This is a genomic window from Fischerella thermalis PCC 7521 (genome assembly GCF_000317225.1).
Classification (GTDB): Bacteria; Cyanobacteriota; Cyanobacteriia; order Cyanobacteriales; family Nostocaceae; genus Fischerella; species Fischerella thermalis.
The window spans coordinates 45409-62495 of the sequence record NZ_AJLL01000070.1 but is presented as its reverse complement, the minus strand read 5'-3'; the positions used below and the strand labels follow the sequence as shown (position 1 = coordinate 62495).

The 17087-nt window shown below is 37.9% G+C and carries 14 protein-coding genes; 7 read left to right on the top strand and 7 right to left on the bottom strand.

Going from position 1 to position 17087, the window contains the following annotated elements:
• Positions 1 to 213 precede the first annotated feature (213 nt).
• From UYK_RS0115340 to UYK_RS0115315, 6 genes are all read left to right on the top strand, one after another.
• On the top strand, positions 214 to 1233 hold the full coding sequence (locus tag UYK_RS0115340; protein WP_009454725.1) for an Npun_R2821/Npun_R2822 family protein: 1020 nt from the start codon (positions 214 to 216) through the stop codon (positions 1231 to 1233).
• Between the two features lie 64 nt (positions 1234 to 1297).
• Positions 1298 to 2245, top strand: a complete 948-nt coding sequence (locus tag UYK_RS0115335; protein WP_009454724.1) for a glycosyltransferase family 2 protein — start codon at positions 1298 to 1300, stop codon at positions 2243 to 2245.
• Positions 2246 to 2366: 121 nt separating this feature from the next.
• Positions 2367 to 3212 (top strand): hypothetical protein, encoded by an 846-nt coding sequence (locus tag UYK_RS0115330; protein WP_009454723.1) that lies wholly within the window; start codon positions 2367 to 2369, stop codon positions 3210 to 3212.
• A gap of 56 nt (positions 3213 to 3268) precedes the next feature.
• Positions 3269 to 5329 carry an AAA family ATPase gene (locus UYK_RS0115325; protein ID WP_009454722.1) on the top strand — a complete coding sequence of 687 codons (2061 nt, stop codon included), beginning with the start codon at positions 3269 to 3271 and terminating at the stop codon, positions 5327 to 5329.
• Positions 5326 to 7875, top strand: a complete 2550-nt coding sequence (locus UYK_RS0115320; RefSeq protein ID WP_009454721.1) for a DNA translocase FtsK — start codon at positions 5326 to 5328, stop codon at positions 7873 to 7875. The genes UYK_RS0115325 and UYK_RS0115320 overlap by 4 nt, the downstream gene beginning before the upstream one ends.
• Positions 7876 to 8026: 151 nt before the next feature.
• The gene (locus UYK_RS0115315; RefSeq protein ID WP_009454720.1) at positions 8027 to 8923 is read left to right on the top strand and encodes a ParA family protein; all 897 of its coding nucleotides are present in this window, start codon (positions 8027 to 8029) and stop codon (positions 8921 to 8923) included.
• A gap of 294 nt (positions 8924 to 9217) precedes the next feature.
• Here the strand turns inward: UYK_RS0115315 and UYK_RS0115310 are convergent, their stop codons facing one another.
• Both UYK_RS0115310 and cdf31 read right to left on the bottom strand, forming a co-directional pair.
• Positions 9218 to 9613, bottom strand: a complete 396-nt coding sequence (locus UYK_RS0115310; RefSeq protein WP_016871710.1) for a nuclear transport factor 2 family protein — start codon at positions 9611 to 9613, stop codon at positions 9218 to 9220.
• 535 nt (positions 9614 to 10148) lie between these two features.
• On the bottom strand, positions 10149 to 11051 hold the full coding sequence (cdf31, locus tag UYK_RS0115305) for a CDF family zinc efflux transporter Cdf31 (RefSeq protein ID WP_009454718.1): 903 nt from the start codon (positions 11049 to 11051) through the stop codon (positions 10149 to 10151).
• A gap of 420 nt (positions 11052 to 11471) precedes the next feature.
• Between cdf31 and UYK_RS0115300 the strand changes: the two genes are divergently transcribed.
• Complete coding sequence (locus UYK_RS0115300; protein ID WP_009454717.1) at positions 11472 to 11825, top strand: hypothetical protein; 354 nt, start codon at positions 11472 to 11474, stop codon at positions 11823 to 11825.
• A 343-nt stretch (positions 11826 to 12168) separates the two neighbouring features.
• Here the strand turns inward: UYK_RS0115300 and UYK_RS25155 are convergent, their stop codons facing one another.
• From UYK_RS25155 to UYK_RS0115275, 5 genes are all read right to left on the bottom strand, one after another.
• Entirely contained in the window at positions 12169 to 12405 is a 237-nt protein-coding gene (locus UYK_RS25155; protein ID WP_009454716.1) for a DUF4327 family protein, read from the bottom strand.
• Positions 12406 to 13521: 1116 nt separating this feature from the next.
• The gene (gene rbfA, locus UYK_RS0115290; protein WP_009454714.1) at positions 13522 to 13914 is read right to left on the bottom strand and encodes a 30S ribosome-binding factor RbfA; all 393 of its coding nucleotides are present in this window, start codon (positions 13912 to 13914) and stop codon (positions 13522 to 13524) included.
• Between the two features lie 177 nt (positions 13915 to 14091).
• Complete coding sequence (locus tag UYK_RS0115285; protein ID WP_009454713.1) at positions 14092 to 14298, bottom strand: DUF751 family protein; 207 nt, start codon at positions 14296 to 14298, stop codon at positions 14092 to 14094.
• 575 nt (positions 14299 to 14873) lie between these two features.
• Complete coding sequence (locus tag UYK_RS0115280; protein ID WP_009454712.1) at positions 14874 to 16064, bottom strand: HetZ-related protein; 1191 nt, start codon at positions 16062 to 16064, stop codon at positions 14874 to 14876.
• 354 nt (positions 16065 to 16418) lie between these two features.
• The gene (locus UYK_RS0115275) at positions 16419 to 17078 is read right to left on the bottom strand and encodes an L-threonylcarbamoyladenylate synthase (RefSeq protein ID WP_009454711.1); all 660 of its coding nucleotides are present in this window, start codon (positions 17076 to 17078) and stop codon (positions 16419 to 16421) included.
• Between the last annotated feature and the right edge of the window lie 9 nt (positions 17079 to 17087).

Sequence of the window (17087 nt, the reverse complement as noted above, 5' to 3'; positions counted from 1 at the left end):
ATATTGATTGAGTACAGTGATGTATACAGAATCACCTGTTGATATAGTTTATGCCATAATCTTAAACTCTACATATTTGAACTGACTGGAAAGCAAGCTCACCCCACTTTCAGCCCCTTTCCCTGGAAAAAGGCGAGGGTTTTTCATCTGTGTTCATGTACGCAATTGATGACGACTACATTAATAACTTCAATATCAAGATAATTTATCAGTATGAAAACAGTTAGTATTTATACTCTTGCTAATGATACTGTTTATGACCAGTTGGTTGCGTTATTAAATAGTATTGAAAGAAATATTAGTCCAGATATCCCAGTTTGTATCATTCCCTATAATCAACAACTAAAGTTGATTACAGAAGAAATTAAGTCTAGACCAAATGTCAGTCTTTTTGAGAATTGGGAGTCAATTCAGCGTTGGGATAATTTTGTCAATCAAGTATGGGATGCTCATCCGAGAACTCAAGAATCTCGGTTAACTCGTCCTGGCTGGTACAAAGGTTTTGTCCATAGAAAATTTGCTGCGTTTGATGGAGATTTTGAAAGATTCATATTTTATGACGCCGATAGCTTAGTGATGAAGCCAATTAATGATGTCTTAATCAAACTAGACACTTACGATTTAGTATTTGATGATTGGGAACATGCCAAGCCTGAAGCTGCTACAGATATTAATCTTAAGCTTGCTCAAAGTGCAACTAATATTGCAGAAGCCCAATTACGTTCTAGAATTCATTGCAATAGTTTTTTTGGTTCTCACCGGGGACTTTTTGGAATTGATGAATTAAATAATTTAATGCACCGCCTGATTGAAAAAAGAGAAGTGGAATGGATAAATAAAAAATTTTGGTGGTCAAGCTCAGCTTTATTTAATTACATGACGATGGATAGCAAATATTCTATTTTTAATTATACTCTTAGTTCTAATGATGAAGATAAAACTGGAAATTGCGCTAATGCAGATTTATTTGTAAATATTGATAATATCCTTTACAACCAAGAGAGATTAAAACCTATTCATCGGATTCACTATATGAGCTACCCTGCTAGTGATTTTGCTCGTTTGTGTCATGGTGAAGATGTTGATATTCGTTATCGCGAAGAATTTTTATATTATCGATTTCTCAAACAACCAGAGCTAAAACCACAGCAACTCAAATCGCCAACTGTGACAGCAAAGACTAATCAATTAATTAAAAGGGTGATGAAGAAAATTAAAAGAACTATTGCTTGATTTGGTGGTTGGGAGATGATGGCTGAGCTAAAAAAAGTTTTTGAAAAGACGAACACCGATAAATATGCCTAAAATCAGTATTTGTATTCCAACTTTTAATCGCGTCAAGCTTTTACCTTTTGCTATTGACAGTGTACTACAGCAGACTTATCAAGACTTAGAGTTAATTATCTGTGATGATGGTTCTTGTGATGGTACACCCAAATTAATCTCGCAATACACTGATAGCCGAATTAGATATATTCGCCATTCGCAAAATATTGGTAAAAGCAACAATATGCGGGCTGGGTTTGAGGCTGCTAGAGGTGAATATTTTATCAAGTTTGATGATGATGATAGATTAACACCAGATTTTTTAGCGCGTACCGCTAGCATTTTAGATCACGACCCTAGCATTGATTTTGTTGGTACTGACCATTGGATTATTGATATTGACAATACTAGAGATGAAGTCAAAACTCAGGAAAATTCTCGTCGCTGGGGTAGAGTAAATTTATCAGCAGGTATTGTAGATAATTTATTAGAAGTAGTATTTGTTCAGCAAAGTTTTCAAATTGGTGCAACTTTATTTCGTCGCCAAACTTTGGAAGAGTTAGGGTTTATGCAACCTAATTGGCAAAATTGTGAGGATAATGATTTGTTTGTGCGACTCGCTTTGGCAGGTAAAAAGGGTTACTATTTACCAGAATTATTGATGGAATATCGCGTACATGCAGAACAGCAAGGAATCAATCGTGCTATTCCTTATTTGCAGGATAAATTGCGGTATTTAAGTAGTTATCAGTTTGAGTCAGATAAGTTAGAGAAAGTTAGATTACAGCGTCTTGCAGAAACACAGTTGTTGTTAGGTTTGCGGTTGATTGAAAAGGGAGAGGTGCAAAAAGGTAGAGAGTTAGTTTTCGCAGGTAAGTCTTTTTCTCATGCTAAAGCGTGGGCTGGGTTAGGGTTATCGTTGTTACCTGGGGGTGTGAGGGAAAAGGCGTTTGAGGTATTGCGACAGGTGCGGGGTTAGTAAAGAAACAATACAGCAATTTGCCTGATCACACTCATTCTCGCTACGATAAATTAGGTGTGTCAATTATTGCCATTCGAGCTAGAGTAGTGCTGATTCAGACATAGCTAAGATTACCCGCATGGAAACGAAAGAGTTAAAGTTCTTACTAAAGCTGTTAGGATGTTCTAACTATCGAGCAAGCCTTAGTGGTAGTGTTTTTAAAACCTTTAAAGGTAAAGATAAGATATGTCGAAATTTAGGCGATCGCAATCTAGTAGACTTTTCGCGTGAGATTGCCACTGTCAAGATTTTATCGCCTGGTCAGGCACTATTGAAACTTGATCCAGCCGAATTACCGATTACAGATCAAGAACGTAAAGTTTTAGAGAAGCTAAGCAAAACTTCAGGCAAAATCATTCCTAGTAAGATTACTTCACTTAAAGCCGCAGAACGAGATACTACATTGAAAACTTTAAGCGATCGCGGATTAATTGAAGTTGAACTTAAAATTAAAAGAACCAAAGCAGAGGTTTGGCTGACTGAACGTGGAATTGAGTATCTGCGGGATCATTACAGTCCCAAAGGTGCTGCAAACATTAGCTTGGATCTGCTAAATAATTACGTGCGCTTTCTGCGGAAAACTCTGAGAGTTAAACCAGAACAAGTCTCTACTTCAGCAGTTCACAGCGCAGAGTCAGGTGTTGAGACGATTATCAATATCACTGATGAAGAAATTTTAGAAACTATTCGGAAATTAGATAAAGAGCTTGGTACTGATAATTATTTGCCAATTTACCATTTGCGGCAAAAGTTGCAACCACCATTGTCACGGGATGAGTTGGATAAAGCGCTGTATCGTCTAGAAGAAGTTGAGCAAATAGAGTTGAGTTCCTTAGCAGAGCCACGGGATTATACTCCTGAACAACTTGATGCTGGAATTCCTCAAGTTAGCGGTGGTTCATTGTTTTTCATCACAGTGAGCTAGCAGTATATAGCAATATCAAAAACAGGCAAAACTTTAAGACGGCAGAAATATTAAGCATGGCAACTATTGATGAACTCATTAAACAATCGCTTAACCCATTTGATAACTTTGCAGCAGGCAACTTTTGGGAAGAGCAGAAACCAGTTCCTACTGTTGAATCTATTCATCAAAAGCCATTAATCCAAATTAAAAGTGTTTTAGCACAGATAGCTCAAGACCATCAAAGCCGTAGCCTTATTCTTTATGGCGACTCTGGTTCAGGAAAGACTTACTTTTTGGGACGATTGAAAAAAACGCTCAACGACTATGCTTTCTTCGTATATATTGAGCCATTTCCTCAGAGTGACCATATTTGGCGTCATATCTTACGCCACACAGTTGATAGTCTAGTTAATGCTCCAGCAGGCAAAACAGATTCGCAATTAATCCTTTGGCTGAAAAGCTGCTTATCTTCTATTCAAAAGGGATTAAAAAGTGAGCAACAAAATTTAATTGACATAGTTAAAGGCTTTTTTGGAAAAACAGATGCTCAACGCGATCGCCAATTATTCATTGATATCCTCAAAAAAACCATCGGCACTAGAGGAATTTACAATGCTAATGAATTTTTTGGTGTTCTTTATAACCTGACAAATCCAGACTTATATTCTTTGGCCTGTGAATGGTTGAAAGGAGATAACCTAGATGAAGCAAGCCTCAAAAAGTTGGGAGTTCAACAATCAATTGATGATGAAGATAAGGCGCGGGGTATCTTAGGCAATTTCAGCAAAATATCTGCTAAAACTCAGCCTATAGTTTTATGTTTTGACCAACTAGATAACATTGCTCGTTTGCCAGATGGATCTATTGATCTCCAAGCTTTATTCAATGTCAACTCAACAATTCATAACGGTCAATGGAAAGGTTTTCTAATTATTATCAGTATCAGGACAGAGGTATGGAATAACAATTACAAACGAATTCAACCTGCTGACTTGGATAGAGCTAGTATTAGAGTTCCATTAAAAAGGATTACGTTAGAGGAAGCTGAAGCTCTATTAGCTACTAGATTGTCTCCTCTCTACAATCAAGCGAATCCTAAACCTGATTCTCATATTTACCCTTTAACTGTGCAGGTACTAGAAAAAGCTTTTCCTAGCCGCAAAACTACACCTCGCAGTCTACTGGTGCTGGGAAAACAGCTATACCAAGATTATAAAGAGTGGCTATTTAGGGATAAACAACCCCCCAAGCCAAAATGGTTAGATGGCGAAACACCGCCGCCGCCACCACCACCCCCAGAAGAGAAAATTCAAGCTGAATTCAAACTACTATGGCAGCAAGAGTATAAAAAAGTTCAGGATAAAATTACAAAAATAACTCTGTCATCTGCACCTGACCTGATTAAGATGTTGGCAGAAGTTTTAGCCGCTTTTGAAGTAAAAGAAATAAAAACTAAACTTTTAAGCGGAAAGTATGCTAGTTATTCCTTGAGTTATCAACAGCCTAGTAGGCAAGACAAAGTAGGGGTAGTCTGGACAGAAGAAGCAAACATGAATAGTTTTTTCCATGTGATGAATGCTTGTCATAAAGCTATTCAGCAAAACCTATGTCAAAATCTTTACTTAATTCGAGCGGGAGAAATAGGTAAGCCAAACCAAGCTGGAAATCAAATCTATAGACAAATTTTTATACACACAAGTCATCGTCACATTAAACCAGCACTGACTTCTGTTCATTATCTGGCAGCATACCACAGCCTTGTCAATTCTGCATTGGCTAATGAATTAGTAGTTGTCGGTAAAACTATTAATTTGAAGGAACTAGAAGCTTTAGTTTGTAAATGTAATATTTTCCAAAATTGTCGACTATTGCAAGATTTGAAAATTATTTCAACTCAACCAAATCCAGATAATCCAGATTTACAATCTGTTAAAGACTATTTGTTGAATCTCGTTATAACTCAGGGATTTATGGGACGTCCAAGATTAATCCAAAATGCTCAAAGTCAGTTTTCTGATTGTAATCAATCAGATATTGAAAGATTGATAAATCAACTGTGTCAGGAGAAAAAAATAGAAATTGTTAACCCCAAAGCTAAACCAGAAGATCAAACAGTATGCCTAGTAGTTAAATGAAGTACCTTTTAGATGCTGCTGAAATACGAGAGCAAATTGCTAAATTTAGCTTGGCTAAAACCTTATGGATTGATACAGAAATAGCTAACTGGAACACTTACAATCCCCGAGTATCTATAATTCAGATATTAGCTGAATCTAAAAGTTTTACTAATGAAGATGTTTACATTTTAGATGTATTGAATAAAGATGATTTAGTAACAAATTTTGTTAATAAAATCATGGCTAATCCTCAAATTGAAAAGGTATTTCACAACGCTAGCTTTGACTTAAAGTACCTGGGAGGAAATCAAGCCAAAAATATTACCTGTACTCTCAAGCTAGCAAGAAAGATTAATCGCAAAGTTTTACAAGTATCCAACTTACAACTTAAAACTTTAGCAAAAGAGCTTTGCCACTTTTATAACGTAGATAAGGAAGAACAAGCAAGTGATTGGGGACAGCGACCACTCACTCAAAAACAGCTGAATTATGCCGCTATGGATACAGTGTACCTTGCTGCTGTGCATCGCTGTTTATTAGATATTTATAACCCTAATTCCATAATTAATATTGTTGATATGGTGTCTGATGATTCAAAACAGTCAAAGGAAAAATTAGAAAACACATCTTTAACAGCTACTAAAGTAAGAATTGCTTTTGAATGTCCTCGTTTGTTTTACTTAAAACAATTTTTTGGAGTAAATACCTTATTTTTACCACCAGATAACCATGTTGGAATTGGTAACGTTTTTCATCAATTGGCAGATGAATTTATCAATTTCGCGACTAATGAAGCTAGAATTGTACAATTGTTTCAGTCTGCTGTAAACCAGTTGCAAGTAGAGCAAATTACCTCTAGTATGCAACAGCTTTTTTATGAAGTAAAATTTTACTCTTATCTGCAACAAGCTGTTAAAAAAGATGCTAGTCAAGCACAGCCACTCCTACAAGTTTGGCAAGGATTACAAGGACTTATCAAACGCTTCGCAGAAATACTTGTAATCAATCGTCGCTATTGCAGTGCAGAAAAGCTCATCAGTAACACTTTTATCTCAGAAGCACGTAAGCTTGAACATTATTTTGATCTACCTGATGGAAGCAAACAAAGAGTAGTAGGAGAATTTGATTGCTTAGTTTTCAACTTTGAAGCTAAGCGCCTTTGTGTAGTAGAATTTAAAACCTATCAGCCTGTAGATCCGTCAGCACAATTAGCACAAGTTGCACTCTATAGTTACATGCTGTGGCAAAAAAAGAAAGTACCTGTAGATTCAGCAATATATTGTGTTCTGCCAGAATTCAAAGAGTATAAGTATAGCTGGGAAGAATTAGAAAATACAGTGCATAGGCTGATTCCTTATAAGTTACAACAAATGCGCCAATGGTTGATTTGGAAACCACCTCATCTTAATCCGCCACCGCCGACAACTCAGCCTCACCTGTGTGAAATTTGTCCTCAAAAACAAAAATGTCAAACCTATTTTGTTTCACCAGATATCTCTTCTACAGATAATAGTCAGAAATCTGTGAATGCTGATGCTATTGGTGAAGAATTGGTTGCAACTCTGCAATCTTTTAAAATCAAGGTTGATTACCAAGGTGCAGCTGTCGGTTCAGCTTTTATTCGTGTGAAGTTGAAACCTCATCTAGGCGTAAGTGTTAACTCGATTTTGCGCTTATCTAAAGACTTACAAGTGCAGTTGGGGTTGATTGATCCTCCCTTGATTGCACCTCAAGCGGGTTATGTCAGTGTTGATTTACCTCGTTCAGATAAACAAGTTGCGAAATTTGAAGATTATATAAAATCACAAGTTTTACCCGCCACAGCACCAGTGAAAATTGCCGTTGGGGTAAATTTGGAAGGACAGTTAGTGGAGGCTGATTTATCTGATCCGAATACTTGTCATTTTTTGGTTGGGGGTACGACAGGAAGTGGTAAAAGTGAGTTTTTGCGATCGCTTCTCCTCAGTCTGATTATTCGTCATTCACCCAAACACCTAAAAATTGCTCTTGTTGATCCGAAGCGAGTGACATTTCCTGAGTTTGAAGAAATGCAGTGGTTGTATGCGCCTGTTGTCAAAGAAAGCGATCGCGCTATTGCACTAATGGATGAACTGGTAACAGAAATGGAATCGCGTTACCAACAGTTTGAAAAAACTGGATGTGCTGATCTAACTACATACAATCAAACCTCTCGCCAGCCTTTACCTCGAATTGTCTGTATTTTTGATGAATACGCCGATTTTATGACAGAAAAAGAAATTCGCACAGCACTAGAACTAAATATTAAACGATTGGGTGCAAAGGCGAGAGCCGCTGGAATTCATCTGATTATTGCTACTCAACGTCCGGAAGCTAAAATAGTTACTCCCATAATACGCTCAAATTTACCAGGGAGAGTTGCCTTACGTACTGCTAGTGAAGCAGATTCAAAAATTATTCTCGGAGGTACAGAAACAACAGCCGCATATTTATTGGGAAAAGGTGACTTACTTTACCAAAATGCTGCTAAACTACAACGCTTACAAAGTTTACTTGCTAGTAATATTCAAATTCTTTCTACATAAACCAAACCCACCCCTCGCTGGTATAATGCAGACTGCTCAACCAAGAATAATTTTTACAAGTCGGAAAATCTTAAAATAACCGAAAGTTTTCACCCAACGACAAAACGTTTACGCTACTTAGATCGGAATGCGTGATTAAAGGACTCAGCTAATGGGATATGTAATTGCAACTGCAAATATGAAAGGTGGGGTTGGTAAAACAACTCTCAGCGTCAATATAGCGACTTGTTTAGCAAAAGAACATGGTAAGCGAGTACTAGTGCTTGACTTAGATAGTCAAATTAGTGCGACACTTAGTCTCATGTCGCCTATGGAATTTGCCAAGCGCCGGAAAAACAGAAAGACGTTCAGGTATCTGATAGATCAAATTATCAATCCCGAACCAGAACAAAAACATACAATTCAAGACATAATTATATCCCAAGTATGTAATCTCCCTGGACTAAATTTATTACCAGGAGATATTGATTTGTATGATGAATTTGTTGTTTCGGAAATGCTGCATCAGCAAGCAGTTACTTTAGGTGAAAAGGATTTTGAAACCATTTGGAATCGTTTTGAAAGAGTTTTACTTGGTAAACTTTTAGAACCAGTCCGCAAAGAATATGATTTTATCATTCTCGACTGCGCTCCCGGATATAATCTTTTGACTCGTAGTGCTTTAGCTACTAGCAATTTCTACATCCTTCCTGCTAAACCAGAACCTTTATCTGTAGTGGGTATTCAGTTACTAGAAAGACGTATTGCTCAACTCAAAGAAAGTCACGAACACGAAGCCAAAATTGATATTCAAATGCTGGGAATTGTCTTTACAATGTCTAACGCTAACTTGTTAACTGGCAGATATTATAAACAAGTGATGCAACGCGTTCATCAAGATTTTGGTGCAGAAAAAATTTGTCAAACTCAAATACCAGTTGATGTGAATGTGGCGAAAGCAGTTGATAGTTTTATGCCTGTGATTTTAAATGCTCCCCAATCATCTGGTTCTAAAGCTTTTTCTCAGTTAACTCAAGAGTTAGTGCAAAAACTCAGAATATATACATAGTCTTAGCCAGAGAGAAAATTATATCAAGTTCGGCTAATTGCTTACAATATTATGCTTCGGTGTTGGTCATTGGTTTTTCCCATTACCCTTCGGGTTCGCTACTTTGCCATCTCGACATAAGCCAAGACGGTAAGAAGAAGTAGTCTCACCGATTACCCATTACCTATTACCAGCCCACGCGACAGTATAAGTATTTAAGCGAACATGCTATTAAGTTTGTAGGAAGCACTTTAGCGCTGACATTCAAGTGTGAAAACGCCTACTACAAACTTAAATTAAGCTAATAACTCATCATCACACTTCAGATGATGGTGTTTTAGTATCAAAATATTCTCGCCAACGTCTGATCCGACCATCTCGAAAATCTACTACAATCGCATCGTCAGTTGTTTTGCGATGATTAGTTGCTTTTTCCGTTTCCTGGTAACGCCATTCAATGACTGCTTGTTCGCCAGAGATGATCATCCGTTCAATATCAATCCTGATATCTTGCGATTGTTGAGCAACAAGGGAAACCGCCTCACTGATTTCTGCTTGTCCCTGCCATCTATGACCAGGTACAATAAGTTCACCATCCGGTGTAAATAATTGTGCTAAAGCATCACCATCAAGAGTAACCCAAGCATCTTTTGCCTGGTAAATAATAGTTGGAATGTCTAGTTTGATCGATGATTCAGCTGATGCATTCATATTTACCCAAATGCTCAAAATAATAAATGTTATTCCTAGCCATTGAAGTATCATATCTAGCCCGGCTAATTGCTGACGATATGATTAGTCTTGTTGGTAATTAGTAATAGGTAATTAAGGTCGGCTTGCCATAGGATACTTGAGTTCAAGCACCATTCTACATTCTTAAAATGGCAAATAAGCACACGTGGCGATACCGACAGAAAAAATTTTCGGTGTCAGCACGAATACTCATTGACCTTATGATAAACAATCTAGATGTCTACAAACTCCGATCGTTGTGAATCTGAAGAATTTAATCTCCCGTCAGTCATAGTAAAGTAGAGTCAGCGACAAAAACTCCACAACCGTCTAGACTTGCTTATTATCAGCACTGTCTACTTCTGTGACGTCACTCTCCTTGCAGAAGCAGCAAAGAACTACAACGGTAAAGCCTTCTACCAGCGCGTTTTGCTATGGTATCAGGATACTAATAATTTTGAGGACACAACCCCTATCTAGAGTCAGAGAATAGGTCTAACGCAAGAATGATTTGCTACTTTGAGTTAGATCCGAAGTGAATTCGCTCTGAGTAATACTCCGGTGGTTCGACGTGAATTACAATCCGTACTGGGCGAAAGCGTTCTTCTAACCGTCTTTCTACTTCTTCAGTGATGCGATGCGCTGTTTCCACATCTTCAGCATCAACTATTAAGTGCATTTCCATAAAGACTTGACGACCAACAACACCCCGAGAAGCTATATCATGGCAGTTTATAACTCCAGGGACTGAAAGGGCGATCGCATGAATCACTTCTGGTGCGATCGCAATTTGATCCACAAGCCAAGGTAAATTTTCTTTTAAAACTGTCCAGCCACTCCAAAATACCAACAAAGCTACAGGAAAAGCTAACGCCACATCTAACCACTGATAGCCCAACCATACACCAATCAAACCGCCAATCACGGAAATAGTTACCCAAACATCACTCATCGTATGTTTAGCATCAGCGATCAAAATTGGGCTACCGACTTTGACACCTACGCGGCGTTCGTAAAAGGTTACGAAAATATTCACACCTAATACAACCAGTAATAACCACAATTCTGGTGCTGATATTCTCACTGGTTCACCACCATTGAGAATGCGTTCTACAGCACCTTGGAGAATTTCAAAACAGGCTATACCCAAAAACGCTGCAATTCCCAAAGCACCCACTGCTTCAAATTTTAGATGTCCGTAAGGATGTTCCCGATCAGGCTGGGGCGAAGAAAATCGGCTAGCAATCAATCCTAAAATATTGTTAGCGCTATCGGTCACGCTATGCAAGGCATCAGCTAACAAACTCAAAGAACCTGTTAACTTGCCTACAACTGCTTTTAATAGCATCACGAAGATATTTAGCAACAAAGTGATGATTAAAACCTTTCTAATTGTGGCACGGTTATCTAAAGACATAGAGGATTTTTAACTATCATTTTCCATGACTTCTAAGTGTAGAACTAAATACATCAATCTAATGTATCAATCTCTTACGCAGTAAGGATTTTATCTTTCTATAATGTCAATTTTTAACCGTACTTTGTTGAAATATTTTTTAATTAATAACAGCCACAAACCTGATTATAATTGGGCTATACTATTACTCAAACAACTATATTGATTAGCATTTATCTGAGGAATATTTTTATTAATTTTTCCTGAAGTATAATCTTTTGTCATACCTTTACAGTCATGACTTCCAATCACAAACAACCAACAACATGTTTAGTATATTCTTGAGATTTTGGAAATTATTACCATTAACAAACAAATGGATCTTGATGTTACCTGTACCAGGAAAATGGTATCTGTACCAAAATATCTCAAAAATAGCTCATGTCTGGAAATAATCTGACACTCAACTTAGTAGAGGGTTCTGTCTCTTTCAGCTTTTCACCTCAAGCAGCACAGGAACTAAAAGCAGCGCTAGAACAATTAATGAATAGTCTGAAAGCTGTTGCTAGTAAAACTGTCCCGGGTGGCGGAAAAACTAACCCTCAGCGCCCAATGGAATATCGTTATACAGGAGAAGTCTTTTTAGAGATTTTTTGTAACCCCAACATTTGGCCTACACCTTTTGCTGCCAAAGTTCTACTTACTATCCGTGACATCAACATTCGCTTGACTACGGAAGCTGAACTCACCCGTGTTATGGAAGATGTGAATTTGTATTTAGAGGAAGTTGGGTAATTTGGTTGTTGGTGGTTGGAGCAAAAAATAAACAACTACCACCAAAAAATTACCGGAGTAGTTGCCAAAACAAAACTACTCCGGCATATCAATAAACTTAATCAAGTTTCAGCCCCTGTGTATTCACACCTCATGCTATGGCATACAAGTTGCTGTAATATATTGCTGATAGGAGAAACAGTAGAAACAGATAGCAGATAGGTAGTTACATCCAGGTCGGAAAATATTGATGACAAGCAGAGAATATCTTGAAATTGGGCGTTGAATTTTTTTTATAAAATCCACGCATCCAAGAAATATATTCCCAACCTAATATCAACGTTTTCTGTTAATTTTCTCTTGATTAGTCGTTTTCCCATTCTTCCCGACCAATAAGATCGCCGATGCGATCGCGTAACAGGAAGTCACATTTTTCTAATTCACATTCAATACACACCCACTCACGAGCTGGGATGTATTGGCAGAGAGTATATATTGGTTGCTGTCTGCTAACCACTCCCTTCTGCACAAGTCGTCGTGCTTCGTCTTGAATCACGTCCAAAGAGTAGTAGCTGATAGAGGGCACCGTATTCACACTCATGATCTTTACTCACAAATTTACACGTAAGTAGTGTTCCCAAAAAGTTATTAGGAACAAACATAACAACGAGTAGGTCTTTAGCTGGAATTTTGTAATTTGGTATACGGAACTATTTTCATTTTGACGCTACCCATCCTCAAATTATGTAAAGAAATGTTAAGAATGTCAAATATTCATGATAAATTGTTTTGTAGCTCCTTAAATCAGAAAATTTAGGTGTTGTTGAGTGAATCTTTGCTTGATTTCAGCGGAGCAGTTACTAAACTTCAGTATTCACAGACATAAGCCAGATATTTGTTAAACAAATGAATTACACAGATCTTTTGGTATGTAATTCACAGTTTTAGACACTGCATTGTTTTATGGAAAAACAATCAAAGAACATCTGGTGGAAGTATATGTATAAACTGCTGCAAACCATAAGGGCTACAATACACCACTCAACCTTGTAGAGGTTTGTTTGTTAATAATTTCTTAAATAAACTTTCAACTAGTAGCTGAAGTTTAATAATACAAACAAGCAAATTTCCTCTTGAGAAGAGTTGTAACAATCTTGAATCAATTTGAAATGATGTTGATCTACTACTAGGCTAGCAGTTGTAGTAGCTTGAAATTCATATATTTGTGTTATGTATTCCATCTTTAGTTAGCAGTAAATTTGCTGAAATCATATGTCTTAATTAACAACTTTATATTTATTCGTGTGAGAATATAAAGCTATGTAAATCATTCTGTCATTAATTGTTAACTTTGGTTGATGTGATAAATTCTTCTCATAGCCGAGAAAGATTGTTGCGAAGTTTCTAATGCATATGAAAAGATGCACTTTCAGGGACACCCCCGAATAGATTTTGGGGAATTCACCTAGATTTTGGTAGCGGGGCTGTCCTGATAATTGGTAATTGTCAGTTGGTAATTGGAAAACTCAGTAATCGTTCTTCCCAATTACCTTGAGTCAACTATGTAAATAAATGTAAAGTCTCTTTTAGCGGTGCTAAAGCACTACTTACTAAAACCTTATTAAGCATATTGAAACAGACACGATCAGTTCGTGTCTGTAAAATACGTGGCTGATTTTTGAGAAGAAATTGTTGTTTAAGTTACAGATTTTGCAGATTAGACTTCTTCTTCGTCATTTTCTCCATTTTCTGGCTTACGTTGAAGTTCGAGTTGGTTCAATAGCGACAACACCTTGCTACCACGTTCTATGGAACGATCTTCGATAAACACTACCTCTGGGGTGCGACGCAGCCGCACTCGTGCGCCGAGTTCGCTACGGACATAACCTGTCGCCGATTTTAAGCCCGCCATTGTTTCTGCTTTGGCTTCTTCTGTGCCGTAAATTGACACATAGATTTTGGCGTGTTGCAAATCGCCAGAAACATCAACATCAGTCACACTTACCATTCCCATACCTACACGGTCATCCTTTATGCCGTTGAGTAGCATTTGGCTAACTTCCCGTTTAATTAATTCAGCAACGCGGGAAACGCGGCGACTTGTAGCCATAAAAACATGCCTCCTTACAGAGGTACTACGTTAACATTGTTATACTTTTTTAGGAACTGGGGATTAGAAATTCAGTCCAACCTTTTCCCAGTACCCTCAGATATCCTCAGACTTTTTTCTGTCATTGCTCAGTTAGCTCTATTATTTTGGGAATATATCCTCATGTATAGTTTGCACTCAAATTGTACTCAAACCTAGCATGGCGCGGAGGGTAAGAGTGACGAAGACAATTCCGCCTACCAAAAAGCCCAAGAGGGCAATTAACGTAATTGGGCGTTTCAACAAGGGTGCTAATGGTGCAAACGTGTTCAACAAAACGCCTAACAGGGTAGTAATAAAGTAGCGCTGGTAGCGAAAGACGTTATCCCAAAATCCGTCAAACATTTGATTTTAAACTGCCTTGTTCTTGATTGTACGTTTGTTGTAATCTGCCCTATTAATATACATTTTGACACTCCTACACCAAAAATGTGATGGATTGCCGATTTTAGTTTTTAAAAAAAACTTACACAAGAGTGGATTTTAGCACATCTGAGAATAAAAATAGCAATTTTATTGCTTTAAGACAAAATATGAAATATTTTATCGACATCATCACATCTAGGACTTATGCACAATCTACTAACCCTTTGCTTTCTTGGCGTCTTGGCGGTTGAATCAATTAAGCGTTTTGTCAATTTTTGCATCAGTCCTGACATTTTCATTAAATTTATTTGTCTTTTATAAGAGAAATCTTAGATGACAATTATATATAAAAATAAAATCAAAAAAATCAAATTTCACTTTTCGCTACAACACTTAAGAGATACCAGATGTAGGGTTTTCCTAGAGTAGTTCCCCCAGAAATGGGGGAAAAATAGGAAGAATTCAGGAAATTATTTAGAATAAGCATCTACAACCAGGAAATCGAGAAGAACTAGTCAACATGAACTAATAAAATATAAAAGTAACTAAAGTTTTCAACCAGTCTGAACTTCTGTATTTCCATTACGCATAGCCCATGCTTGTTCTAATAATTGAGTCCAGCGCTTTTGCAGTTGTTTGGGAGTACATTTTAGGGCTTTTGCGATCGCTTGATCTGTGTGTTGAGCAGCTTTGAGTTGTAATATCTGTCGTTGTTGCTCAGAAAGTTGATTCAAAAAGCGTTCCCACTGTTGAGAAGAAAGTCCTAGCTTTTGTTCTAAACCCACACCTAGCCATTGATGGACCAATTGCCAGTGATGGGTACGAGCGAACTTTTCCACATGGTATTTAAAACGTTGTTGGAGATAATCTCGCTGGCGACTGGTTAAACCAAGAATTTGGTCAATTTCTGGTGCTGATAAGTCTTGGAGTTTCAGTGCTAGGTAATCTATACAATCTTGTTGACCTTGGGATTCAAAGTATTTAACCAATTCTGAGATCACGCGATCGCGTTCGCTATCTTCAGCTAAATCAAAACTTGGTTGCGAAACCATTTGCGATCGCAACTGTTGTACCGCCGAGTTACGCTGATAAGATTCTGCATCTTCAGTCTTAGCAGCTTCTATTGCCATTTCAAAGTCTACATTTGTTTCCTGGGGTAGCCGCCGGGCAAAACTTTGAGCGCGGAGTATAATCAATTGCTGATTTGCACCACCAGCCAGATTAATCCGGCGTTTAGCATACTGTTCTGTAAATGCCATGTATTCTGCTAGTTGTAGCAGAGTGTGGGGGCTGTAATCTTCTGGTAATTCATTTTCCCGCCGGAAAGCTTTGATTGCCTCAATATAAAATGCTTGCAGGAAATCTTCAATTAAGTTGTAACGAGCTTGAAATCCTAATTCACCTCCAGTAATACTGATGTGGCGATAAACCATAGCGCCTAAGCAGCTATGTAATTCCACCCGTCCCTGCTTGGAACCTAATTGGTAATAGTGCAAGCATTTTTGTAAGCGATGACGTGCTAAAGTCAGCAACCAAGACTTAACCTGTCCAGATTTTTGGATGCGATGGCTTTTATCACATATACGCTCCACTTCTTTGGCTATACGCATTGCTACAGCTTGCATACAGCCAGGTGTGGCTCTAGAGTGTGCTTGTATTTCTTTATATAAAAACTGCGTTAAAGCATCGCTGTAGCTGTTAGAAGATGGTGTAAAGGTTGGTAGATTCGCTGGATTAGCTTTCATGATCTTCTTTGGGAGTGGTACTGCACCGTAACTACATGACAACAGAAGCTGCGGTAATCTCATAAGCTTTTATTGCTTAATCGCCACCACAAGCCCTGCTCACATTTAAGAATGTAAGAAATATCCGTAAGTTCCAGGTAAGAAAATGTGTCGGTTTTTCTAAAAGCAACTTAACAATGGCTGACACCAGGGTATTCTTGACCACCCCAAAATAGTCAAAACCCTTAATATACAAAGATTTATCCCGATCATGGTCATAAGAGAGCTTTGCTTTGTCTGTATGACAATCATTAAACTGGTGTTTTTTTCTTTACATTTTCCGAAATTAAATCAATTGCCTGTGAAGTAAATCTTTTATACCCATGCTGCCGCTCTTTCCCAACCTAAACCCTGCCTGATCATCATTGGTTCCTCTCCAGTTAAATCCAAAATTGTAGACACTTCATAGCTTGGTTCCTCGCCAGTGTCTACAATAACATCGACCAATCCTTCCAAACGGTCAAATAATTCTACTCGCGATAAAATTTGTTCTTCTTCTACTCCCAAAATTCCATTATTTGTCTCATCTGGTGGCAAATGTGCTGAGGTCGAAATAATCGGATTTCCTAAGGCTGACAGCAGTTCCAAGCACACCTTATGATTCGGCACTCTTATCCCAGTAGTTTTCCGTTTCGGACTTTGCACCAAACGCGGAACTAATTTTGTAGCAGGTAGCAAAAACGTATATGGTCCCGGAATCAGGTGCTTCATAATTCGGTAAGCAGTGTCGCTGACATTTGCATAAGTCGCCACATTGGAAAGCGATGAACACAAAAACGTTAATGGTTTGTCATTTGCTAGCTGTTTAATTTTCCGTACTCTTTCCACCGCCGACTTCGCATTTAAATCACAACCGATCGCATAAACTGTATCAGTAGGGTAAAGCATCACTGCACCATCAGATAGTGCCGTCTTTATCTCCTCTATTCGACGGGGCTGGGGATTATCAGGATGAACTGAGAAAATTTTTGCCATAGATTTGTT